This is a genomic window from Nonomuraea sp. B19D2, assembly GCF_040137845.1.
Lineage (GTDB): Bacteria > Actinomycetota > Actinomycetes > Streptosporangiales > Streptosporangiaceae > Nonomuraea.
In genome coordinates this window covers 436536-459299 of the sequence record NZ_JBEFAK010000002.1, presented here as the reverse complement: position 1 = coordinate 459299, position 22764 = coordinate 436536, and the positions used below count along the sequence as shown (strand labels likewise).

The window sequence follows — 22764 nt, the reverse complement described above, 5'->3', positions numbered from 1 at the left end:
TGACCTCAACCTCGCTTGAGGTTGCAGGCTTGTGCCCATGACTGAAGTGATGAGAGCGGCCGCCTTCGCCGAGCCGGGCGGTCCCGAGGTGCTGAAGGTGATGGAGCTGCCCGCGCCCCAGGCGGGTCCGGGAGAAGTACGGGTGCGGGTGCGGGCGGCCGGCGTGCAGCCCTTCGACACGGCCGTACGGCAGGGATGGCTGCCGGCGTACATGTCCGCGGCCCCCTTCCCGCGCATTCCCGGCAACGAGTTCGCGGGCGTGGTGGACCAGGTGGGCGACGGAGTCACCGGGGTGTCGGTGGGCGACGAGGTGCTCGGGTTCTCGCTGCTGCACGCGTACGCCGAGTACATCGTGGTGCCGGGGACAGACGTGGCGCCCAAGCCCCCGGAGGTGCCGTGGGAGGTGGCGGGCGGGCTGACCTCTGGCGTGCAGACCGCCGAGCTGGCGATCGACAGGTTCGGCCTGGCCGAGGGCGAGACGCTGCTCGTGCACGGCGCGGCCGGGTCCGTGGGCACCGCGGCGGTGCAGATCGCCCGGCGGCGCGGGGCCACCGTGATCGGCACCGCCCGCGAGGCCAACCACGACTACCTGCGCGACCTCGGCGCCGTACCGGTGGCCTACGGCGAAGGGCTCGCTGACCGGGTGCGCGCGCTCGCCCCGGGCGGCGTGGACGCGGCGCTGGACGGCGCCGGGGGGCACGCGCTGGAGGTCTCGCTCGAGCTGGTCAAGGACCCCGGGCGGATCGTCACCCTGGTCGAGCACGGGAAGGCGGCCGAGCTGGGCGTCCGGGTCGTCCAGGGGACCCGCACCGCCGAGCGCCTCGGGCGCTACGCCGCCCTGATCGCCGAGGGGGCCTTCAAGTTCGCGGTACGCAGGACGTACCGGCTGGAGGACGCCGCGGAGGCGCACCGGGAGATCGAGGCCGGACACGGCCAGGGCAAGGTCGTCCTTCAGGTCCGCTGACGTATGGCCTCGGCGACGGCGAGGCCGATCTCGTTGAGCTCGCTCTCACCGTCCTCGACGTCCCACAGGGCGTTCTGCAGCACCCGGCCGAGCGTCCACCCGGCCGCCCGCTGCGGGTCGAGGCCGAGCCGGTCCACCATGAAGTCGAAGCGGCGCAGCACCGCACGCGTCACGTCGCCGGTCGCGAGCACGTCGTCCCACCGGTTGTGCAGGGCGGGCAAGAGGTCGAAGCACGGGTCGCCGGCCAGCGGCTTGGGGTCGATGCTGAGCCACGGCTCCCGGTCGGCGGCCAGCACGTTGTCGTAGTGCAGGTCCCAGTGCAGCAGCCGGTCGCCGGGCTCGGAGACGAGCTCGGCGACGGCCGACGCGCACCACTGCATCCAGTGGCGGTCCCGCTCCCGCGGCAGGCTCTTCACCGCCTGGTCCACGTCGTCCAGCATGGCCTGTGCGATGTCGCCCAACCGGCGCAGCCCCTCCGGCGCCGGATGGGACACCAGGCGGGCCAGCAGCTCGGCGAGGATGCCCAGCGCCTCCATGTCGTCCGGCAGGCTCGACAGCGACCGGTCCGCCTCCAGCCGCTCGAGCAGCAGGGTGCCGGTGCCGGGGTCCGAGTCGAGCAGGAGCACGGAGCCGTCGCCCGCCCAGGCGCGCAGTCCGTGGGCCTCGGTGGCGTTCTCGTCGGTGACGGGCTGGAGCTTGAGCGCGGCTTTCGTCCCGTCCTCGCGTACGACGGGCAGCACCAGGGACACCACCCCGTGCCTGGGCTCCCCGTCGAGCCGCAGCCCCCACTCCTCCAGGTAACGCTCGCCCAGCGCGGGCAGCCCGGCCGACCACGCGCGGCCGGCCTCCCCGTCGTACTTCACATGCGACTCGGTCAACGCCGTCGGCACCTGGATCCTCATGGCCCCAGTCTGCCCGCGGGTGCCGGCCCGCGGCGCCTCCTTATTCGCCCCGCCCCGGCCACCGCACGGCCGGGGAAGTCAGTAGTGCCAGGGGAACGGCGACCAGTCGGGCTCGCGCTTCTCCAGGAACGAGTCGCGCCCCTCGGCCGCCTCCTCCGTCATGTATGCCAGCCGCGTCGCCTCTCCCGCGAACACCTGCTGCCCGACCAGCCCGTCGTCGATCGCGTTGAAGGCGAACTTGAGCATCCGCTGCGCCGTCGGCGACTTGCCGTTGACCTTGCGCGCCCACTCCAGGGCGGTCCGCTCCAGCTCCTCGTGCGGGATCACGGCGTTGACCATGCCCATGCGGTGGGCGTCGGCCGCCGTGTAGGTCTCGCCGAGGAAGAAGATCTCGCGGGCGAACTTCTGCCCGACCTGCCGCGCGAGGTAGGCCGAGCCGAAGCCGCCGTCGAAGCTGGCCACGTCGGCGTCGGTCTGCTTGAAGCGGGCGTGCTCGGCGCTGGCCAGTGTGAGATCCGCCACGACGTGCAGGCTGTGGCCGCCGCCCGCGGCCCAGCCGGGCACCACGCAGATCACGATCTTGGGCATGAACCGGATGAGCCGCTGCACCTCCAGGATGTGCAGGCGGCCCGTCGAGGGCGTGCCGTCGGCGTACTGGTAGCCGTCCTTGCCCCTGATGCGCTGGTCGCCGCCCGAGCAGAAGGCCCAGCCGCCGTCCTTGGGCGAGGGGCCGTTGCCGGTGAGCAGCACGCACCCGACGTCGGTGCTCTGCCGGGCGTGGTCGAGCGCGCGGTAGAGCTCGTCGACGGTCTGCGGGCGGAACGCGTTGCGCACCTCGGGACGGTTGAACGCGATCCGCACCGTGCCCTGGTCGACCGCCCGGTGGTAGGTGATGTCGGTGAAGTCGAATCCCTCGACCGCCTGCCACGCCTTGGGATCGAACAGCTCGGAGACCATGGGCCAGAGCCTAACGGATCTGACCTTCGGCCCATTCGGCCCACTCCGCTTGCGCTTTGCCCAGGCGAAGGCCGTATTCGAGGCTCATGCGCCCGTACACCGACCCCCGTCACCGAACGACGTCGCCCCGGGCGACGACGCTGGTCATCGCCATCAAGGTGCTCACGTTCGTGCTGCCCGCCGTCTTCACCGCCTGGTACCCCAGGCGTGTGCGGCGGGCGCTCGCTAGGTGACCTCGGCTCGCAGCTCCGCGAGCAGCTCCCCCTGGTCGGCGAGCATGTCGGTGAGAATCCGGCGGGCAGCCCCGAGTAGATCGGCCAGCTCGGGGGTGGCCAGCGTGTAGACGACGGTGCTGCCCTCGCGAATCGCGCTCACGATCCCGGCCCTGCGCAGGACGGCGAGCTGCTGGGAGAGGCTCGAGGCCTCGATGTCGATCTGGGCCAGCAGATCCCTGACGGGGAGCGGCCCTTCCTGGAGTAGCTCCAACACCCGGATGCGAGCGGGGTGGCCGAGCGTTCGGAAGAAGTCGGCCTTGGCCTGGTGGACCTCCACGTGCATATAGCCCAGACTAGTCCAGCGGAGTTGCATAATTCTTCAAGTCGTAACGTTGTTGGATAGCATTACAGCGGGGACTAGGGAGTAGCCATGGGCCGAGGAAGAGCCAAGGCGAAGCAGACGAAGGTCGCTCGCCAGCTGAAGTACACCAACCACAACATCGACTACGACCGGCTTCGCGAGGAGCTGGGCGCGGACACGCGGGGGGCGGAGGAGATCTACCCGCCTACCGCGTCCGAGCAGGAGTCCGAGCGCGCGCAATGACGCGGGTCAGGTTCGCGGGTGCGAGGGTGACGTTCTTCAGCCGCCTGGCCTCCGGCGCCTGATCGGGCGCCGCGAGCTCCAGGCGGTGCAGTACCTCGCGGATGATGACGCGCATCTCCAGCAGGGCCAGTTGCGCGCCGACGCAGAAGCGCCGGCCGCCGCCGAACGGCATCCAGGCCCGGTTCTGGGGCCCGTCAAGAAAGCGCTCCGGGCGAAACTCCTCCGGCTCGGGGAAGGCGGCGGGGTCGCGGTGCACGAGCGGGATGTACGGTCCGGCGTACCATCCGGCCGGGATCTCGTACCCACCCAGTTCGAGCGGGGCGTCGAGCAGCCTCGGCGCCTCATAGACGACGGGCCGGACCCGCAGCACCTCCTTGACCACCGCGTCGAGGTAGGCCTCGTCGTCGGGCAGCCGTTCGAGGATCTCGGGCATGCGCAAGATGCGCTCGAATGCCCAGGCCAGGCCGGTGGCGGTGGTTTCGTGCCCGGCGATGAGCATGGTGATCAGCTCGTCGCGGATCTCCTGGTCGGCCAGCTCGGTGTCCAGCAGGCGGCCGAGCACGTCGGTCCCGCCCGGCGCGGCCCGGCGACGGCGGATCTCGTCGAACAGGATCGCGTCCACCTGGGCGCGCAGCCGTACGAACCGGGCGTAGGGCCCGTACGGCACCCTGCGGAGCTTCTCCGGAAGCATGGTGGCCAGCATGGAGCCACCGGTCTCGATCAGCTCGGGAAGCAGCGCGCGTAGCCGGTCGACGCGCCCGGCGTCCCGAATGCCGAAGATCAGCCGGATGATGATCTCCAGCGTGATGTCCTGCATGCGATCGCGCAGCGCGAACGGCCTGCCCAGCGGCCACGTCGCGATCTTCTCGGCGGCGATGGCCGCGATGTCGTCGTGGTAGCCGGCGACCTGCTTGGCGCGGAGCGGCGGGTTGAGCAGCTTGCGGTGCCGCCACCACGGGTCGCCGTCCAGCGTGAGCACGGAGTGCGAGCCCACGATGTGCTCCAGGAAGTCGCGCCGCGCCTCGCCCGCGCGCCCGCCGCCCTGGTCGGTCCGGTAGACCTGCTCGGCGAGCTCCGCGGTGGTCACGTAGACCTCCGGCGGGAAGCCGGTGTAGCGCACCGCGAAGATCGGGCCGTACCTGCGCTGAAAGCGGGCGAGCATGCCGGGCGCGTCCCGCATGAACCACGCGGTCTGCACCACCGACGGAAGCCTTGGCCCGGGAGGGAACATCTTCGTGCCTCCTTGTAGATGTACGTACGTCATATACATTTGTATATATCTGTAGCATGGATCCCGTGGCACGAACAGAGGCCGGTGGATACCGGGAGAGATTGCTGGCAGGAGCGATGGCCTGCCTGCAGGAGAAGGGCTATGCCCGCACGACGGCCCGTGACCTGGTCGCCGCCTCGGGCACCAACCTGGCCTCCATCGGCTACCACTTCGGCAGCAAGGACGCGCTGCTCCATGAGGCCATCGCCGGGTTCTTCGACCGGTGGATCGCCCGGGTCGAGCGGTCGATGTTCGACACGGAGGCGCGCAGCCCCAGGGAGATGCTGGAGCGCGCCATGATGGAGCTGGTCGACGTGTTCGAGGAGCTGCGGCCACAGCTCACGGTCTTCGTCGAGGCCTATCCGGCGGCGCTGCGCGAGGCCGCGCTGCGGGAGAAGCTGGCCGACTCGTACGCGCGCTGCCGCCAGGTGGGGGCCGACATGGTGCGCCGGGCGGTCGCACAACTGGGCGTCGAGCTGCCGACGGCGCCGGAGGTCATCGTGTCGGTGCTGGTGGCCATCACTGACGGGCTGCTGCTGCAGTGGCTGCTCGACCCCGCCGCCACGCCGGACGCCCGCCAGGTCGTGGACGCCCTCGCCGCGCTCTCGGTGCTTTTCGCGTAGCGAGCATCCGACAAGGGGAGGAATGTCACCAGCCCCTCTGGGCAGTTCCCGGTTTCGAGGTGATCAAGGCATGCGTGTGGGAATCGTGGGTGCTGGGAGGCTCGGCGTGCCGCTCGGACGCCTGCTCTCGATGGCCGGACACGACGTGTTCTTCAGCGACGCCGACCCCGCCCGGGTGGAGGCGGCCACCCTGGCGGCGGACGGCCAGGCCCGGGGCGGCTCGCCCCTCGAGGCCACGCGGTTCGGCGACGTCGTGATCATGGCGGTGGGCTGGGAGGCGTTCCCGGCCGTGGTCGCGGAGCTCGGGGGCACGCTCCCCGGCAAGATCGTCATCGATCCCAGCAACCCGATTGCCGAGCGCGACGGGCTCTCCGTCGTGGTGGCGGTCCCCGGCGGGCTGACGAGCCCGCAGTACCAGCAGCGCGTGCTGGGCGCCGATGTGCGGCTGGTGCGCACGTTCAACACGAAGTACCCGCGGGAGCTGCTGGAGCTCGGCACGGCGGGGCAGCGCGGCGGGTCTCGTGCCGACATGCCTTACTGGGGCGACGACGACGAGGCCAAGAAGGCGGTGCTGCCGCTGATCGAGGACGCCGGCTTCACCGCCATCGACGGCGGCGGCCTGTCCGACGCCCGCTGACCCGAGGTCAGGCGGCGCAGGTGTCGTGGGTGGCGTCGAAGCCCTTGATGGACTCCGTGTCGTCGGCGCGCAGGGGCTTCAGGCCCTTCCAGTCGTCGCCGATCACCAGCACCAGCCGGTTGGTACGCGCCGCGGCGACATTACGGGTGACGGCCGAGAGCAGGTCGTTGGTGAGCGTGGGCACGCGGGTCTCGCCGTTGGGCCCGTACAGGATGGTGGTCCTGGGTTGCGGCTTGCGGGCCGAGTCGCCGATCTTGGTGATGTGGTAGCCGCGCTGCTCCAGAAAGGCGGCCACCTGGGTGCCGAGGCCGCTGCGCCAGGTGCCGTTGCGCAGCTCGATCTGGATCTTGGTCCGGCCCACCTTGGCCTGCCCGCCCTTGACGCCCTCGACGCTCTCGTCCTTGGCCACGATCTGGAACAGCCGCCCGGCCTGCGGCTCCACCCACTCCACCCGCCCTGGCTGGGTGAGTGAGTAGTGCCACGGCGTGGTGATGAAGCGGATCTGCCCGGCGTTCAGGCCCTGGAGGCTGGTCGCGAGGTCCTTCATGACGCCGAAGGTCAGGCCGCGGTCGGTGGTGACCGCCTTGGTGCCGGCGTCCAAAATGCCGAGCAGCTTGGCCGGGTCGGTGAGCGTCTCGCCGCTCATCACCTTCTTGACCATCGACGCGATGAACATCTGCTGCCGCTGGATGCGCCCGATGTCCGAGCCGTCGCCCATGCTGTAGCGGGCGCGGACGTAGCCGAGCGCCTGCTCGCCGTTGAGCGTCTGCCGCCCGGCGGACAGGTGCAGCAGGGCCTTCTTGTCGTTCACCGGCTCGGGCAGGCAGATCTCGACGCCGCCGACGGCGTTCACCATGCTCTTGAACCCGGTGAAGTCGACCTTCACGAAGTGGTCGATGCGGATGTGGGTGAGCGACTCGATCGTCTTCCAGGTGCAGGCGATGCCGCCGGAGTTGAACGACTCGTTGATCATGCCGAGGTGCGGCCGCTGGCCCGGCAGGGTGCCGGTGGCGCGGCAGGCGGGCAGTTGTACGAGCGAGTCGCGCGGGAAGCTGACGACCATCGCGCCGTCGCGCTTGGACGACACGTGGACCAGCATGATCGTGTCGGTGCGCTCGCCCGCGATGTGGTGGCCGTACTTGGCGTTCTTGCCGTCGCGCTGGTCGGAGCCGACCACCAGGACGTTCATGGCGGTGCCCGCGACCTTGGGCGGGCGGGTGGCGCCGAGGTCGTCATCGGTGACGTCGATGTGCTTGACGTTGCCGTTCAGCTTCGCCAGCACGCCCACGGCGACGCCCGCGATCAGGAGCACGACGGTCACGGCGACCGCGATCACCCAGCGCAGCCAGTGGCGGCGACGCCGGGATGGCACGCTCGGCTCGGAAGGCGGCGCGTCGACAAGCCCGCTGCTCACGTGACTCCAGATGGACGGGGCCGAGGGCAGCCGCCCATGGCCAAGAGCCTCGCCGTACAGATCTCGGCCGGTTGAACGTGCCCGAGTGTACTCAGTCGGGCACCCTCGTACGGAGAAACCCGGTCAGTCAGGCAGGTCGACGCGGAGTGACCAGACCCGACTCGTACGCGAAGACCACCAGCTGCGCCCGGTCGCGCGCGCCCAACTTGGTCATGGCCCTGCTGACGTGCGTCTTCGCCGTGGTCGGGCTGATCACCATGTGCGCGGCGATCTCGTCGTTGGACATGCCGCGGGCGACCAGGGCGGTCACCTCGCGTTCGCGGTTGGTGAGCACGTCCAGGCCCTCCGGCTCCGGCGACGGGCGGCGGGAGACGTACTCGCCGATCAGGCGGCGGGTGATGGCGGGCGCGAGCAGCGCGTCGCCGCGGGCCGCGACCCTGACTCCCTGGAGGAGGTCGGCGGGCTCGGTGTCCTTGACCAGGAACCCGCCCGCGCCGGCCCTGAGCGCGTTGAAGACGTACTCGTCGAGGCCGTAGTTGGTGAGGATCACGACGTGGACCTCGCTCAGCCGCTCATCGGCCGCGATGCGCCTGGTCGCCTCGATGCCGTCCATCACCGGCATCTGCACGTCGATGAGCGCCACGTCCGGCAGGTGCTCGAGGGCGAGGGCGACGGCCTGCTCGCCGTTCGCGGCCTCGGCGACGACCTCGATGTCGTCCTCGGCCTCCAGCAGCGCGCGGAAGCCGCCGCGGATGAGTGCCTGGTCGTCCACGAGCAGCACGCGGATCACGTCAGTTCCCCTTGCGGAAGCTCTGCGCCGAGCGGGGGCTCCGCGCGTACGGTGAAAGGTCCTGTGAGCGGGAGCTCCGCGCGTACGGTGAAGCCGCCCTCCGGGCGAGGCTCGGCCAGCAACCGGCCGCCGAGCGCCGTGACGCGCTCGCGCATGCCGAGCAGGCCGACGCCGGGCACGGGCGGCGCGTCCCTGCTCGCCCGGCCGTCGTCGTCCACCTGCACGACCAGCTCGTCGCCGCCGTAGTCGATACGCACCGACGCCGCCGCCCCGCCCGCGTGCCTGGAGACGTTGGTGAGCGCCTCCTGCACGATCCGGTACGCGGCCCGGTCCACCTCGGGCGGCAGCTCCCGGCGTGCCCCCGAGATCGTCACCATGGCGGGCAGCCCGGTCGAGCGGGCCCGCTCCACCAGGTCGTCGAGCCGGTCGAGGCCGCTGGCCTGCGGCTCGCCGTCGTCGGAGTCGCGCAGCACCTCCAGCGTGGCGCGCAGTTCGCGTATGGCGTCGCCGCTGGCCTCCTGGATGGCCAGCAGCGCGGCGGGCACCTCCTCGCCGCGCTTGCGGGCCAGGTGGACGGCCACCCCTGCCTGCACCTTGATGATCGAGATGCTGTGGGTGAGCGAGTCGTGCAGCTCCCTGGCGATCCTGAGCCGCTCCTCGCCCGCGCGGCGGCGCGCGACCTCCTCCCGGGTGCGCTCGGCCTCGGCGGCCCGCTGCTCGGCCTGCTCCACGTACGCCTGCCGGTGCCGGGCGACCGTCGCCGTCACGCCCGAGGCCAGGAACCAGCCGAGCAGCAACGTCGTCGCCTCGACGATGTCCTGGAGGTTGCGCCCGTCGGGGGCGGCCAGGTTCCCGGCCAGGCCGGTGCCCAGGAACACCGCGCTCGCCAGTGCCGGCAGGAGCAGGTGGCCGGCCCGTACCGACCCGAAGACCGACACCAGAACGGGGAACATGGCGGGCGGGCCCGGCTGGGCGTGCACCGAGTAGACGAGCATGCAGGCGGTGCTGACCAGCAGCGACACCAGAGGCGCCCGCCGCCAGGCGACCAGCGCGAGCGAGCCGACGAGCACGGCGGCGAGGTCGAGGGCGCCCGCCTTCGGGGTGACCAGCACGGTGGCCGACAGCATGACGGCCACGACGGCGGCGAGTATGCCGTCAAGGGCGAGCGGCGGCCATCCGCGCAGAGAGGTCATTCCTGCACATTAGAGCCTTCACCCGGACACGGTCCTCCGCAGCCGGTGGTAATTCGGCGCTACTCCCGGCGAAGTACTTCGCACGGTCCTGCGACCGGGGCGGTAGGTGCAGGAGTCTCCTCGGGCACGACGCCCCAGCGCGGCGAAAAGACCACGATTTCCGGCTATGGAGACGATCCGAAAGAGGGGCCGGTAATGGCCGGCCAGGTCCGCTATGTCACTCCCGTTGAGGCGCAGGCCGCGACCGGACGGGTCGCCCGGGTCTACGGGCAGCTCGCGGACGAGTTCGGCATGGCGCGCATGCCCGTCTTCCGCACCCTGTCGCCTGCCGCGGAGGTGCTCGCCGCGTCCTGGGCCATGCTGCGTGAGTCGCTGCTGGGCGCGGAGACCCTCATCACCACCACCACAGCACGAGCGTTCTCGGGAGATCGGACATGACCGCACAGCACACGCTCGCCGCCCGGCCCGTGACCTGGCCCATGTGGGTGCTCAAGGTCGTGGCGCCCCTGCACGTCGTCGCGCTGCTGTTCCAGGCGGTGGCGGCGGGCCTGCTGCTCTCCACGCCCGGCGGCCGGGCGCTGCACATGGCCACGGCCGTCGCCCTGCTCGTCATAGGGGTCGTCCATCTCGTCGCGGCGATCCTCGTCCGCCGGCCCGGCGGTGGGCAGGCCAAGTTCATCCTTCCGGCAGCGATCCTCCTGGTGGCCACGGTGGTGCAGGCGATTCTCGGAGTCGCCGGGCTGAAGGTCCTGCACGTGCCCTTGGGGGTGCTGATGTTCCACGGAGGCGTCGAGCAGCTCAACCGGGTCATGGCGCGGCCATGACCCCCACACGACGTGATGCGCTGCGGCTGCTGGGACTGGGCGCGGTGGCGGTGGCCGGGGCGCCCGGCTGCTCGCTGCTCGCCGGGACCCCGCAGCCGCAGCTCCTGGCCAGCAAGGCGCCGCTGCCCAAGCCGTTCACGGTGCCGCTGCCGGTCCCTGAGGTGGCCAAGCCCGTGCGCAGCGTGGGCGGGGCCGACTTCTACGAGCTGACCGAGCGGGCGGCCGAGGTGGAGCTGCTGCCCGGCCTGCGTACCGGCGTCTGGGGGTACGGGGGCACGTTCCCCGGCCCGACCATCGAGGCACGCAGCGGGCGGCGAACCGTCGTGAAGCTGGTCAACCAGCTCGGCGAGCCGACCGTCCTGCACCTGCACGGCGGGCACAACCCGCCGGAGTCCGACGGGTTCCCCACCGACCTGGTGGCGCCGGGGGCGTCCCGCGAGTACGTGTTCCCGCTGGAGCAACGGGCCGCCACGCTCTGGTACCACGACCATCGCATGGACTACACGGGGCCGCAGGTCTGGCGCGGCCTGGCCGGGATGTTCCTGGTGCGGGACGCGGAGGAGGAGACGCTGCCGCTGCCCGCCGGGGAGCGCGACCTGCCGCTGCTGATCTGCGACCGGTCGTTCGCCGCCGACGGGACGATGCTGTATCCGGGGCTGGCGGGCCGGCCGGGGGTGCTGGAGGCGTACATGGGGGGTGTGCTCGGGGACGTGATCCTGGTGAACGGGGCGCCGTGGCCGGAGCTGCGGGTCTCCAGGGCCCGGTACCGGCTGCGGCTGTGCAACGCCTCCAACGCCCGGGCGTACGAGCTGTCCACCGGTGGGGCGATGATCCAGATCGGCAGTGACGGCGGGCTGCTGGCTCGGCCGCGAACGGTGCGGCAGCTCCGGCTGGCCCCCGGCGAGCGGGCCGACGTGGTGATCGACTTCTCCGCGTACAAGCTGGGCCAGCACGTCGAGCTGCGGAACCTGGCGGGGGAAGGGGCACAGGGCAAGGTCCTGCGGTTCGCCGTGGACCGGGACGAGACCGACGAATCATCCGTGCCCGCGCGGCTGTCCACGGTCGAGGCGCTCGATCCGGCGAAGGCGACCGTGACGCGGGACTTCGAGCTCAGCAGCGGCAGCATGCACGGGGGGACCGGCTGGCTGATCAACGGCAAGCCGTTCGACCCGAAGCGGATGGAGGCCAGGCCCAAGCTCGGCGACATCGAGGTCTGGCGGCTGACCAGCGACGTCGCCCACCCCGTTCACCTGCACCTCGACGCCTTCCAGGTGCTGACGGTCAACGGCGAGCGCCCGCAGGGGCCGCCCGAGTGGAAGGACACCGTCGAGCTGCGCGACGCGCAGACCGTCGAGATCGTCACCCGCTTCACCGACTATCGCGGGCGGTACGTCCTGCACTGCCACAACCTGGAGCACGAGGACATGGCCATGATGGCCGCCTTCGAAGTCGTTTGAAGGGTGGTCCTCGACAGGTCGGCGGGGTGCGCTCAGTATCGGGACCATGGGTGAGCCTTATGTCGGCGCCAGGACGCCGCGACGGGAAGACGCCAGGCTGTTGACCGGGAAAGGCAGGTACGTCGGTGCGGTGCGGCTGCCCGGCATGGTCCACGCGTACGTGGTGCGCAGCCCCATCGCCCACGGGCGGCTGATCGGCTGCGACGCCAAGGCGGCCTGGGCGGTCGAGGGCGTGCTCGACGTCATCACCCCCGCCGACGCCGCCGGCCTGAGCCTGCCCTGCGTGAGCCTGGCCCCCGGCCAGCGCATGACGTCGTACCCGGTGCTGGACGACGCCATCAAATACGCGGGCCAGCCCCTCGCGGTCGTCGTCGCCCGCACCCCCGAGGCCGCCAGGGACGCCGCCGAACTCGTCGATCTCTCGCTGGCGGAGCAGCCCGCGGCGGTCGGGGCGGAGCGGGCCATGGAGGACGGGGCGCCGCTGCTGTACCCGGAGTGGGGCACGAACGTGGTCACCGACTTCACGCTGGGCGACGCGGACTGCGCCGCCGCCATCGAGCAGGCCGCGCACGTCGTCGAGATGACGTTCACGATGGGGCGGGTCTCTCCGTACCCGATCGAGCCGCGCGGGGTGGTGGCGTCGTACGCCGACGACGAGCTGACCGTGCACATCTCCTCGCAGGCCCCCCACCACGTGCGCGAGCACCTGGCGGACACGTTGGGGCTCTCCCACGACCGGGTACGCGTCATCAGCGGCGACACGGGCGGCGGTTTCGGCGGCAAGGAGCACGTCTACCCCGACGAGGCCCTCGTCTGCCTGGCCGCGATGCGCCTGGGCCGGCCGGTGAGCTGGTCGGAGTCGCCGGGCGACCGGCTGTTCGCCACGCTGCCGGCGCGGGCCGCCGTGCACCGGGCGCGGCTGGCGCTCTCCGCCGACGGGCGCTTCCTGGCGCTGCACGCCGACGTGCTCGGTGACATGGGCGCACATCCCTCCAACGTGGGCGTGTCGACCTTCGCGGTGACGGCCACGCTGCTGCCCGGGCCCTACCGGTTCGACCGGGTGGCGGTACGCGTGCGCGGCGTCGTCACGAACACCACGCCGACCGGCTCCTACCGCGGCTTCGGCCAGCCGGAGGGCAGCCTGACCAGGGAGCGGCTGATCGACGAGGCGGCACGCAGGCTGGGGATCGACCGGCTCGAGCTGCGGCTGCGGAACATGCTGGAGCCGGCGGAGCTGCCGTACACGACGCGCGTCTACCAGCGGTACGACTCCGGCGACTACCCGCTCGCCCTGCGCACCCTGCGCGACCTGGTCACGCCCGTCGAGAAGCCCGACGGGCGCAGGCGCGGCATCGGCTACTCCTGCCACGTGGAGAGCACCGGCATGGGCCCCTCGATGGACCTCAAGACCACCGCCATCCAGGCGGGCGGCTACGAGACGGTGGTCCTGCGGATGGAGCAGGACGGGTCCGTGATCGTGTCATCCGGCGTGGTGTCTATCGGGCAGGGCATCGAGACGGCGCTGGCCCAGCTGGCGGCCGACCGGGTGGGGGTGCCCATCGAGCGGGTCCGGGTGGTGCTGGGGGACACGGCGACCACGCCGTACTCGTCGATCGGGTCGATCGCGAGCCGCTCGCTGGCGGTCGGGGGCGGTGCGCTCACCCGGGCCGCCGACCAGCTGCGCGGCAAGCTCGTAGCCCTCGCCGCGCACCGGCTGGAGGCGTCACCCGACGACCTGGAGATCGCCGATGGCTCGGTACGGGTGAAGGGCGACCCCGCCGCGTCGGTCACCCTGCGGGAGCTGGCCACATCGGCGTGGCGCGGCTGGGACCTGCCGGACGGCGTCTCACCTGGCCTGGAGGAACGCGTCAGCTACGACCCGGCCGGCTACACGTTCGCCTACGGGGCCCACGCGGCCGCCGTGGCCGTGGATCCGGAGACCGGGGCCGTGGAGGTCGAGCGCTACTGGGTGGTCAACGACGCGGGAGTGCTGGTCAACCCGGCCGTGGTGGAGGGTCAGCTCCGCGGTGGCGTCGCACAGAGCATCGGCATGGCGCTGACCGAGGAGATCGTCTACACCCCCGAAGGCCAGCCCATCACCGACTACCTGCTGCCGACGACGCGCGAGGTGCCGGACATCGAGGTCGTGATGCTGGAGACGCCCTCGCCGCTGACGCCGGGCGGCATGAAGGGCGTCGGGGAGGCAGGCACGATCGGCCCACCGGCCGCCATCGCCAACGCGGTGGCCGCCGCCCTCCCGGAGATCGCGGACCAGATCACCGAGGTCCCCCTGACCCCGTCCCGTCTCTGGTCCCTGCTCGCAGCCGCACCGCCCCGCTGACGGGCTCAGGGACGGCGGCGGCCGGGCTCAGGTGAGGTCCTTCAGTTCCTTGCCCGCCTTCGACAGCGCCTGCTCCAGCGCCTTCATCCCGGCGGGCTTGGGCTCCGGGGGCGGCTCCCCACGCCTGCCCCGCCGGCGGGCGGCGCCGGGGCGCGGCTGGGTGTCCTTCTTGGGTGCGTTCTCGTCAGCACTGCTCATGGCACTGCCCATACCCGTCGTTTCGGGCGCCGGATAAAAAGAATTGCGATTTCTCGCCGAAGATTCGACCCGAAAGCCTTCCTCGTGCGTACACGTTTCGACAGCCGTGTACGTCAACCCGTAGGCAGGTCCTCTTGTTGAGCGAAACGCGTATTCGCTGCCCCTCGGTGCGGGAAGCACAGGAAAGAGATGCCATGACCATGCTGCGGTCAGCTCGTCGGAGCCGGATGCAGTACGTGTGGCCGCTGCGCGACGACGCCCAGACGGTCCGTCACGCCAGAGCGATCATCCGCGATGAACTGTCGGCACTCTCCCTTTGTTCGGATCTCGTTGACGACGCCGTCCTCATGGCGAGCGAACTGATCACCAACGCCCTCATGTACGGCGACGGCCCGTACGAACTGGCCCTGCACATCGACGCCAAGGAGATCATGTGCGTGGTCGTGGACAGCAGTCCGCTGTTGCCGCAGCCGTCGCCGCCGGACCTGGGCGCCGAGCACGGGCGCGGGCTGCGGATCATCGCCAGGCTCTCCGACGGCTTCTACGGCCACCATCCTCAGCGCTACGTCACGCATCCTGACCTGGTCGGAAAGGCGACCTGGTTCGCGTTGCCGCGGAGCGGGGCGACGGGGAACGTGGTGCCGCTCCGGGCGGGGACTTAATGGGCGGGCTTTAAGTCAGGAAAAATCGGGACTTTTCATAACAAGGCCGGTTAGATCAGGTTAAGGTGTCAGCCGCAAGCCGGGGATGATCTTCGTTGCGTGACGAAGCCCTGGCCAGTTCTGGAGGCTGAATGTCAGGCTGGAACCTGCGGACCGGCGCCACGGCAGCGGCGCTCGCACTCGCCGCCACCACCCTCGCCACGACCGTGGCCACGGGCACCGCATCGGCGGCCGCCGACGTCTACTACGTGGACTCCGTCAACGGCAACGACTCCGCCGAGGGCACCACTGAGGCAACCGCGTGGAAGACCCTCACCAGGGCGTCGACGGCCGAATTGGCCCCCGGCTCCAAACTGCTGCTGAAGCGCGGCAGCACATGGAACGGGCAGCAGCTCAGCATCACCGAATCGGGCGACGACAACGCCCCGATCGTCGTCGACACCTACGGCACGAGCACCGCCAAACCGATCGTCGCCGGGGACTCCGAGGCATGCGTGAGCCTAGAGGGCTCCCGGATCCACGTCTACAACCTGCAGGTCGGCCTGCCCCAGGACAACGGCCGCTGCGAGTGGGCCGGAGTCAAGGTGACGGGCAACGACAACGTCATCGAGCGCAACTACATCACCGGCGCCGCGGCCGGCGTCTACATCGCGCCCAAGGCGCAGAACACCGCGGTGACGGCCAACGAGTTCGTGGACAACAACCACATGAGCAAGCTCACCGAGGAGCCGGGCAACGACGACTCGGGCGCGTTCGCGATCCTCGTCCAGGGCGACAGCTCCGACATCGGCTGGAACGAGATCCGCGGCTCGATCGCGTTCAGCTATGACTACGAATTGGACGGCGCGGCCGTGGAGATCTTCCTCGGCTCCGACAACCGCGTACACCACAACATCGCGGTGGACAACGACACCTTCACCGAGCTGGGGACCAGCAAGGAAGTCAACGAGGACGGCAGCCCCGCCGACCCCGACGGCACCTCGGGCAACGTCTTCGAGTACAACGTGATCACCGGCCCCAAGACCCGCGCGGGCCTGGTGACCCGCGGCCCGCAGGAGCCCGGCAACGAGCCCGACCCGAACGGTCCCGTGCTGTCCACGATCTTCCGCAACAACTCGGTGCGACTGACCCACGCCGACTCCGAGGGGGTCGTCTGCGACGCGGGTTGCACCAACGCCCACCTGTCGATGTCGCAGAACGTCATCCAGGTCGTGAAGAAGACCGCGTACGGCCCGGACGTCACCGACAGCCACCACAACGTGTTCTTCGGCGCACAGCAGCACCAGATGGGCGGCTCGAACAACGTCACGGCCGACCCGCGGTTTGACCTCACGAACACGGAGCACCCGCTGAGCCTGAGCGCCGGCAGCCCGGCCATCGACCTCGGCGTCACGAAGTTCAGTGACGAGGACGTGACCGGGCGGGCGATCGACGGCAGCGACGGCGCGGTCGACGCGGGAGCCTACGAGTACGACAAGTAAGACCCCGCGATTTGTCGCCGCCGTCCTCTACTCTCCCGACCAGTTGATCAAGACGGGAGAAGTACGGACATGACCTACCTGGAGCTGTCAGAGGACGGCGGCGGATCGCACAAGTTCTACGACGTGAGCGTGGCCGGCACCCGCGTCACCATCACCTACGGACGCATCGGCGAGGCCGGCCAGACCAAGGTCACCGACTTCCCCACCGAGGCCAAGGCCCAGGCCGCGGCGGCCAAGAAGATCAGCGAGAAGACCCGCAAGGGGTACGCCCCGGCGGTACGCGGGGCGCGCAGGCGGCGCGCCGTCACCCGCAGGACCATCCACGCCACGGCCGTCCATTCCAGTGCCATCCCCAGCACCCGCCCGACCGTCCAGCGCGCCCCGGTCCTGTGGCGCTTCGACAGCGGGGCGTCCGCGTTCGGCATCTTCGTGGACGGCGAGCGCTGCTGGGTCGGCAACCAGCGCGGCGACGTCTACACCGTCACCCACTCCGGCACCGTGACCGGCCGCTTCAGGCTGCCGGACGGCGTCAAGTGCATCGTGGCCGACGACTTCTGGATCTACGCGGGCTGCGACGACGGTCGTGTGTACGACCTGAGCGGCAAGGCTCCGAGGGCCGCGTACGAGATCGCCGAGGACGTGGACATCTACTGGCTCGACATCCATGACGGCATGCTCGGCGTCTCCGACCGCGCCGGCGGGATCACCACGATCGACTACGAGGACGAGTTCCAGTGGTCGCGCAAGGGCGCCGGCGACTCCGCCTGGATGGTCAGGTGCGACGAGGACTCCGTCTTCCACGGGCACTCGAAGGGCGTCGCCCGCTACGACACGCAGGACGGCACGCCCGTCTGGCAGACCGACCTCCGCGAGCAGGTGCTGTTCGGCTGGCAGGAGGCGCACTCCGTCTACGCCGGCACCGCCCGCGGCTCCGTGGGCAGCGTGATCCGCCTGGCCAAGGGCGACGGCCGGGTCGAGGCGGTCTACCAGTGCGACGGCGCCGTCTACTCCTGCGCCACCTCGCCGGGCGGCCGTCACGTCTTCGCCGGCGACAACCACTCGTCGGTCTACTGCTTCGACGCCTCGGGCGAGCGGCTGTGGAAGCTCGGCACCGGTTGCGGCTCCGCGTTCTCCATGCAGTTCCTGGACGACCGGCTCTACATCGTCACCACCGACGGCTCGCTGGCCTGCATCGACGCCAGTGAGGCGGCCATCGCCGCGGCCCGCTCGGGCAGCGTGCCGCAGCCGGTGGACGTCAAGGCGGCGGCGTCGTTGCTGGTGGTCGAGCCGTCGGTCACGGTGGAGACCACCACGGACGCGGGCGACGGCGTCGTGGTGGAGTGCGTCAAGGACGGCGAGCGGCTGCGGATCCGCGTGGTCAGCCCCGGCTACGAGTCCTGGAACGTGCAGTTCCCCAAGGACATCCGAGAGCCGGGCGCCCGCTACCTGGTCGAGGGCGTGCGCTCGGCCGGGCGCGGCGGCTTCTACCGCGCGTACGGGGAGATCCGCCGGCTGCTCTGAAGCTTCACGCGCGCCTGCCCGAACGGACCGATGCCAGCACCAGCAGGCCCGCGACCAGCCCCATGACGGCACTTGCCAGGTAGACGTCGTTCAGCGCCGCGTACGGGGCCAGGTCGTCCTGGTACAGGATGCCGAGCACGGCGATGCCGAGCGCGTAGCCGAGTTGCCTGACCGTGTTGACCGTGCCCGCGGCCATGCCCGCGCGCTGCGGCGGCACGTACAGCATGGCAGCGGAGTTGAGCGGCGGGAGGGCCAGCCCCACGCCGAGGCCCGTCACGACCAGTCCTGGCGCCAGCGCGGTCCAGGTCGAGTGCTGGTCGAGAGTGCCCTGGAGGAACGCGCCCGCGCCGATCAGCAGCAGCCCGCAGCCGATCGAGGCACGGGCGGGCAGCCGGGGGAACAGGCGGGAGACGGCCACCGAGACCACGAGGGAGGTGGCGGCCATCGGCGTCAGCGCCAGCCCCGCGTCCACCGGGCCGAGCCGGAGGACCTCCTGCAGCCAGATCGAGGTGAAGGCCAAGCAGGCGAATGCGGCCGGTGTCACCAGCGTGGCCCCCGCCATGATGCCGCTGAACGACCGGTCGGCGAACAACCGCAGGTCCAGCATGGGATGATCGCTACGCGTCTCGATGACGACGAAGGCCACGAGCGCGACCGCGGCCGCGGCCAGCGGCACGAGCGCCTGCGCCGCCGTCCAGCCGTGCTGCCCGGTCTCGATGAGCCCGTACGTGAGCGTGCCCGCGGCGATCGTGAACGTGACCATGCCCGGCCAGTCGAGCCGGCCCTTGCCCGGCAGGCGCGACTCCTCGACCGTGCGCAGGGTGAGCCAGCCGGCGGCCAGGCTGATGGGCAGGTTCACCAGGAAGATGGCCCGCCAGTGCAGGTGCTCGGTGAGCAGGCCGCCGAGCACGGGGGCGACGGCCGCGGCGGCGCCGTTGACGCCGCCCCACACGCCGAACGCGATGCCGCGCTGCCTGCCGTGGTAGGTGGCGCCGACGACGGCCAGCGTCGTGGCCATCATGGCGGCCCCGCCCACGCCCTGGACCACGCGGGCCGCCAGCAGCACGCCGCCGCTGGGCGCCAGGCCGCACGCCAGCGAGGCCAGCGCGAACACGGCCAGGGCGCCCAGGTACACCCTGCGCCGCCCGGCGTGGTCGGCGAAGGAGCCGGCGGCGAGCAGCAGCGCCGCCAGGGCCAGCGCATAGCCGTCCAGCAGCCACTGAATGCCGGTGAAGGTCATGCCGAGATCGCTGGTGATGTCGGGGAGCGCGACCATGACGATGGTCACGTCGACGAGTTCCATGAATGCGCCGAGGCAGGCGGCCACCAGGGGCCACCAACCGGTCGACGTCGCCTCGGAGGTCTGGGTCATGGCGACCAAGGTCGGCCACACCTGCGGATATTCGCCAGCAGATACCGGGATTCTGGCGTTTTTCCGTGCGAGATAGCCTGTGATGGTGGAAAACATCGAGCTGGACGAGGTGGACCGGGGGCTGCTGCACGCGTTGCAGGTGGACGGGCGCGCCTCGTTCAGCCGCATCGGCGAGGTGCTCGGCGTGTCCGACCAGCGGGTGGCGCGCCGCTACCGGCGGCTGCGCTCCAGCGGCATGGCACGGGTGGTCGGCGCCGTGGACGGGCAGCGGCTCGGCTACGAGTCATGGGTGATCAGGCTGCAGTGCACGCCTGACGCGGCGGTCCCGATCGCCGAGGCGCTCGGACGGCGCCCCGACACGTTCTGGGTGCACCTGCTGTCCGGCGGCACCGAGATCTCCTGCAGCACGATCCAGCGCACGGTGAAGGAGCGCCAGTCGCTGCTGCTCGGCAGGCTGGCGCGGACGGACCGCGTGCTGTCGGTCACGGCGCACAGGAGCCTGCACATGTTCGTCGGCGGCCTGGTCGGCTGGGCGGGGCTGGCCGCGCTGTCGCCCGAGCAGGAGGCGGCCATGGCGGCCGGGCGCATGTCCGCCCGCCATGGCGGGGACGAGCCGATCACCCTGGGGCCCGGCGACGACGCACTGCTGGAGGCGCTGTCGCGGGACGGCCGCACGGGCTACGCGGACCTGGCGGCGGTGACGGGCTGGTCGGAGTCGACGGTCAGACGCCGCATGGAGCAGCTCTGCGCCGCGGGCGCGATCTTCTTCCACCTCGACGTACTGCCCGCGCTGGTGGGCAAGCGGGTGGAGGCGCAGCTGTGGATGTCGGTGCCGCCGGCCGAACTGGACAGGACCGGGCAGGCGATGGCCAGGCATCCGGAGGTCGCGTTCGTGGGCGCGACGACGGGCCCCGCCAACCTGATCGCCAACATCGTGTGCGACGACGACGCGGCGTTCTACCGCTACCTGACCGAGAGCCTGGGTGCGCTGCCCGCGATCGGGCACACCGAGAGCGCGCCGATCATCAGGACCGTCAAGCGGTTCGGGGCCGTGCTCCCTCTCTGAGGGCAGGGCGGGGCCTACCGCGAGGTGGGCGGTGCGACACCGTGATAATCGAGTCGTGCACCGGCCAACCAGGCGCTCGTTCCTCCAGATCGGCGGCGTGGCCGCGGCGGGGGTGCTCGGCGCGCTGCTGCCCGCCGAGGCGGCCCACACCCCCGACGACTCCTTCCTGCGATTACGCCGCCGCTGGCGGGAGGTGACCGCCGGGTCCGGGAAATACGACCCGGCGGTGGAGCCGTACCGGTCCTGGCTGGCCGAGCTGGGCAGGAAGGCCGCTCGCCACCGCGACACCATGACGCCCGCGCGCACCTCGCTCTGGCCGGACCAGGCGTTCCCGTCCTTCGTGGCGACGCCGCGGCGGTTGCGCGACATGGCGCACGCGTACGTGCTGGAGGGCACCGGCCTGGCCGGCGATCCGGGTCTGGCGGCGGCCGTCGTGGCCGGGGTGGACCACTACCGGCGGCACGTGTACGCGGCGGGCGCCGAACCGGCGGGCAACTGGTGGCACTGGCAGATCGGCGTGCCGAAGGCGCTGCTCGACACGGCCGCGCTGGTCGAACTGCCCGAGCCGCAGAGCGCGGCGTTGCGGGAGGCGGTCGACCACTTCGTCCCGGAGCGCCGGCTCGGCCGCTACAGCGGCAACAGCACCGGGGCCAACCGCGTGGACCTGTGCGTGGTGATGCTGCTGCGGGCCATGCTCGGGTCCGACTACGGCAAGGCCGCGCTGGCGGCCTCCGCGCTCGCGCCGGTGTTCCGGATCGTCGGCGAAGGCGACGGGCTCTACCGGGACGGGTCGTTCATCCAGCACACGCACGTGCCCTACCAGGGGGGCTACGGGGTGACGCTGCTGTCGGGGCTGGCGACGCTGTTCGCGGTGCTCAGGGGCTCGCCGTGGGAGGTCGCCGCGCAGAACGTGCTCGACATGGTGGAGAGGTCGTTCGCCCCATTCGTCCTGGACGGAGCCTGCATGGACCTGGTCCGCGGCAGGGGAGTCGGCAGGAGACCGTTCGGCGACCACGAGAAGGGGCGGGAGATCGCCGCGGCGGTCCTGCTGCTGGGGGAGAGCGCCTCGGCCGCCCAGCGGGCCCGCTGGCACGCCATGGTCAAGGGCTGGGCCGCACGCGACACGTACCGGCCGATGCTGGAACATCCCGAGCCCGCGTTCCACGCCCGGCTGGCCGCGATCATGGACGACGACGCCGTGCCCGCGGCGGCGGAGCCGGTCGGGCACCGGCTGCTGCCGATGAGCGCCAGGGCCGTGCACCGCAGGCCGGGCTGGTGCGCGGCGCTCAGCATGGCCTCGCACCGGATCGGGCACTACGAGCACGGCAACGGCGAGAACCTGCGCGGCTGGCACACCGGCTCCGGGATGCTCTACTGGTGGGCCGAGGGGCACGGCGACCACTATTCGGACTCCTTCTGGCACACCGTGGACCCCTACCGGCTGCCAGGAACGACCGTCTCCACCCGGAGGCTGCCCGACGGCGCGGGGGAGGCGTGGGGCGACACCTGTCCGCCGGGGCGCTGGGTCGGCGGGGCCACGGACGGCACGTACGCGACCGTCGGCCAGCACCTGAACGGGCTGGAGAGCACGATGGAGGCGGTCAAGTCGTGGTTCTTCCTCGACGACGCGATCGTGTGCCTGGGCGCGGGCATCACCGCGGAGGACGGCGTGCCCGTCGAGACGATCGTGGACAACCGCAGGACCACGGCCGCCCTGGCCCAGGGCGAGGGCTGGGCCCATCTGGAGGGCCACGGCGGCTACGTCGTGCGCTGGCCCCTCCGCACGCTGCGCGAACGCCGCACCGGCGGCGGCGTGACCCGCGACTACGTGACGCTCTGGCTCGACCACGGCGTCGATCCCCGTTCGGCCGGATACGTCTACCTGCTCCTGCCCGGCGCGAGCCAGGAGGAGACCCGCCGCAGGGCCGCCGACCCCGGCTGGGTACGGGTGCTCGCCAACACCGCCCGCGTCCAGGCAATCCACGTGCCCTCGCTGGGGCTCACCGCGGCCAACTTCTGGACCGCCGGGACCGTGGGCGAGCTGACCGCCTCGGCCCCGTGCGCGGTGCTGGTGCGTGCGGGCACGCTGACCGTGTCCGATCCCCGCTGCGAACTCGACGAGCTGACCGTGACCTGGGCCACGGCCGACGCCCGCCTGACCGGTTCCACGTTCACGTTCCGGGGGCTGGCCGATCAGGAGGGCGTCTCGAAAACGATCAGGCTGCGTTGATGCCCGCAACGCCCGGGGCCGGGGGCTCTCTTCCCGGAGGTCT

At 71.3% G+C, this 22764-nt stretch carries 23 protein-coding genes; 14 read left to right on the top strand and 9 right to left on the bottom strand.

Annotated features, from left to right (window positions below; genetic code table 11):
- Positions 1–37: 37 nt before the first annotated feature.
- Positions 38–964: an NADP-dependent oxidoreductase gene (locus tag ABN273_RS05815; protein WP_502910942.1), complete on the top strand. Its 927-nt coding sequence runs from the start codon at positions 38–40 to the stop codon at positions 962–964.
- On the opposite strand, the gene ABN273_RS05810 is transcribed toward ABN273_RS05815, so the two are convergent.
- On the bottom strand, positions 952–1866 hold the full coding sequence (locus tag ABN273_RS05810) for an aminoglycoside phosphotransferase family protein (RefSeq protein WP_349447583.1): 915 nt from the start codon (positions 1864–1866) through the stop codon (positions 952–954). The genes ABN273_RS05815 and ABN273_RS05810 overlap by 13 nt on opposite strands.
- A 78-nt stretch (positions 1867–1944) precedes the next feature.
- Positions 1945–2823, bottom strand: coding sequence for a 1,4-dihydroxy-2-naphthoyl-CoA synthase (locus ABN273_RS05805; RefSeq protein ID WP_349447582.1), 879 nt, complete (start codon positions 2821–2823; stop codon positions 1945–1947).
- A gap of 86 nt (positions 2824–2909) precedes the next feature.
- On the opposite strand from ABN273_RS05805, the gene ABN273_RS05800 reads away from it, so the two are divergent.
- Entirely contained in the window at positions 2910–3056 is a 147-nt protein-coding gene (locus tag ABN273_RS05800) for a hypothetical protein (protein ID WP_349447581.1), read from the top strand.
- Here the strand turns inward: ABN273_RS05800 and ABN273_RS05795 are convergent.
- Entirely contained in the window at positions 3049–3381 is a 333-nt protein-coding gene (locus ABN273_RS05795) for an ArsR/SmtB family transcription factor (RefSeq protein ID WP_090938046.1), read from the bottom strand. The genes ABN273_RS05800 and ABN273_RS05795 overlap by 8 nt on opposite strands.
- A gap of 87 nt (positions 3382–3468) precedes the next feature.
- Here ABN273_RS05795 and ABN273_RS59405 point away from each other — a divergent pair, with 87 nt between their 5' ends.
- Positions 3469–3642, top strand: a complete 174-nt coding sequence (locus tag ABN273_RS59405) for a DUF3073 domain-containing protein (RefSeq protein WP_502910941.1) — start codon at positions 3469–3471, stop codon at positions 3640–3642.
- On the opposite strand, the gene ABN273_RS05785 is transcribed toward ABN273_RS59405, so the two are convergent.
- Positions 3605–4873, bottom strand: coding sequence for a cytochrome P450 (locus ABN273_RS05785; RefSeq protein ID WP_349447580.1), 1269 nt, complete (start codon positions 4871–4873; stop codon positions 3605–3607). The genes ABN273_RS59405 and ABN273_RS05785 overlap by 38 nt on opposite strands.
- Positions 4874–4938: 65 nt before the next feature.
- Here ABN273_RS05785 and ABN273_RS05780 point away from each other — a divergent pair, with 65 nt between their 5' ends.
- Complete coding sequence (locus ABN273_RS05780) at positions 4939–5535, top strand: TetR/AcrR family transcriptional regulator (RefSeq protein ID WP_349447579.1); 597 nt, start codon at positions 4939–4941, stop codon at positions 5533–5535.
- A 70-nt stretch (positions 5536–5605) separates the two neighbouring features.
- The gene (locus ABN273_RS05775; protein WP_349447578.1) at positions 5606–6172 is read left to right on the top strand and encodes an NADPH-dependent F420 reductase; all 567 of its coding nucleotides are present in this window, start codon (positions 5606–5608) and stop codon (positions 6170–6172) included.
- Between the two features lie 7 nt (positions 6173–6179).
- Here the strand turns inward: ABN273_RS05775 and ABN273_RS05770 are convergent, their stop codons facing one another.
- The 3 genes from ABN273_RS05770 to ABN273_RS05760 all read right to left on the bottom strand — a co-directional run bounded on the left by ABN273_RS05770 (position 6180) and on the right by ABN273_RS05760 (position 9569).
- Positions 6180–7586, bottom strand: coding sequence for an LCP family protein (locus ABN273_RS05770; protein WP_349447577.1), 1407 nt, complete (start codon positions 7584–7586; stop codon positions 6180–6182).
- Between the two features lie 127 nt (positions 7587–7713).
- Positions 7714–8376 (bottom strand): response regulator, encoded by a 663-nt coding sequence (locus ABN273_RS05765; RefSeq protein WP_349447576.1) that lies wholly within the window; start codon positions 8374–8376, stop codon positions 7714–7716.
- Positions 8373–9569, bottom strand: a complete 1197-nt coding sequence (locus ABN273_RS05760) for a sensor histidine kinase (protein WP_349447575.1) — start codon at positions 9567–9569, stop codon at positions 8373–8375. Before ABN273_RS05760 ends, ABN273_RS05765 begins: the two co-directional genes overlap by 4 nt.
- A 195-nt stretch (positions 9570–9764) precedes the next feature.
- Here ABN273_RS05760 and ABN273_RS05755 point away from each other — a divergent pair, with 195 nt between their 5' ends.
- The 4 genes from ABN273_RS05755 to ABN273_RS05740 are packed head-to-tail and all read left to right on the top strand — an operon-like array spanning position 9765 to position 14191.
- Positions 9765–10007: a hypothetical protein gene (locus ABN273_RS05755; protein ID WP_349447574.1), complete on the top strand. Its 243-nt coding sequence runs from the start codon at positions 9765–9767 to the stop codon at positions 10005–10007.
- Positions 10004–10393, top strand: a complete 390-nt coding sequence (locus ABN273_RS05750) for a hypothetical protein (RefSeq protein ID WP_349447573.1) — start codon at positions 10004–10006, stop codon at positions 10391–10393. The genes ABN273_RS05755 and ABN273_RS05750 overlap by 4 nt, the downstream gene beginning before the upstream one ends.
- On the top strand, positions 10390–11850 hold the full coding sequence (locus tag ABN273_RS05745) for a multicopper oxidase family protein (RefSeq protein ID WP_349447572.1): 1461 nt from the start codon (positions 10390–10392) through the stop codon (positions 11848–11850). The genes ABN273_RS05750 and ABN273_RS05745 overlap by 4 nt, the downstream gene beginning before the upstream one ends.
- Before the next feature lie 46 nt (positions 11851–11896).
- Positions 11897–14191, top strand: a complete 2295-nt coding sequence (locus ABN273_RS05740) for a xanthine dehydrogenase family protein molybdopterin-binding subunit (RefSeq protein WP_349447571.1) — start codon at positions 11897–11899, stop codon at positions 14189–14191.
- Positions 14192–14218: 27 nt separating this feature from the next.
- Here the strand turns inward: ABN273_RS05740 and ABN273_RS05735 are convergent, their stop codons facing one another.
- Positions 14219–14389: a hypothetical protein gene (locus ABN273_RS05735; protein ID WP_349447570.1), complete on the bottom strand. Its 171-nt coding sequence runs from the start codon at positions 14387–14389 to the stop codon at positions 14219–14221.
- A 194-nt stretch (positions 14390–14583) separates the two neighbouring features.
- Between ABN273_RS05735 and ABN273_RS05730 the strand changes: the two genes are divergently transcribed.
- The 3 genes from ABN273_RS05730 to ABN273_RS05720 all read left to right on the top strand — a co-directional run bounded on the left by ABN273_RS05730 (position 14584) and on the right by ABN273_RS05720 (position 18053).
- Entirely contained in the window at positions 14584–15051 is a 468-nt protein-coding gene (locus ABN273_RS05730) for an ATP-binding protein (protein ID WP_349447569.1), read from the top strand.
- Positions 15052–15182: 131 nt separating this feature from the next.
- On the top strand, positions 15183–16532 hold the full coding sequence (locus ABN273_RS05725; protein ID WP_349447568.1) for a choice-of-anchor Q domain-containing protein: 1350 nt from the start codon (positions 15183–15185) through the stop codon (positions 16530–16532).
- Positions 16533–16601: 69 nt separating this feature from the next.
- The gene (locus ABN273_RS05720; protein WP_349447567.1) at positions 16602–18053 is read left to right on the top strand and encodes a WGR domain-containing protein; all 1452 of its coding nucleotides are present in this window, start codon (positions 16602–16604) and stop codon (positions 18051–18053) included.
- A gap of 4 nt (positions 18054–18057) precedes the next feature.
- Here ABN273_RS05720 and ABN273_RS05715 read toward each other — a convergent pair whose 3' ends face one another.
- Positions 18058–19425 (bottom strand): MFS transporter, encoded by a 1368-nt coding sequence (locus ABN273_RS05715; RefSeq protein ID WP_349447566.1) that lies wholly within the window; start codon positions 19423–19425, stop codon positions 18058–18060.
- Positions 19426–19507: 82 nt separating this feature from the next.
- On the opposite strand from ABN273_RS05715, the gene ABN273_RS05710 reads away from it, so the two are divergent.
- Together ABN273_RS05710 and ABN273_RS05705 are read left to right on the top strand one after the other, a co-directional pair.
- Positions 19508–20491, top strand: a complete 984-nt coding sequence (locus ABN273_RS05710; RefSeq protein WP_349447565.1) for an Lrp/AsnC family transcriptional regulator — start codon at positions 19508–19510, stop codon at positions 20489–20491.
- Between the two features lie 55 nt (positions 20492–20546).
- The gene (locus ABN273_RS05705; protein WP_349447564.1) at positions 20547–22721 is read left to right on the top strand and encodes a polysaccharide lyase 8 family protein; all 2175 of its coding nucleotides are present in this window, start codon (positions 20547–20549) and stop codon (positions 22719–22721) included.
- Positions 22722–22764: the final 43 nt, after the last annotated feature.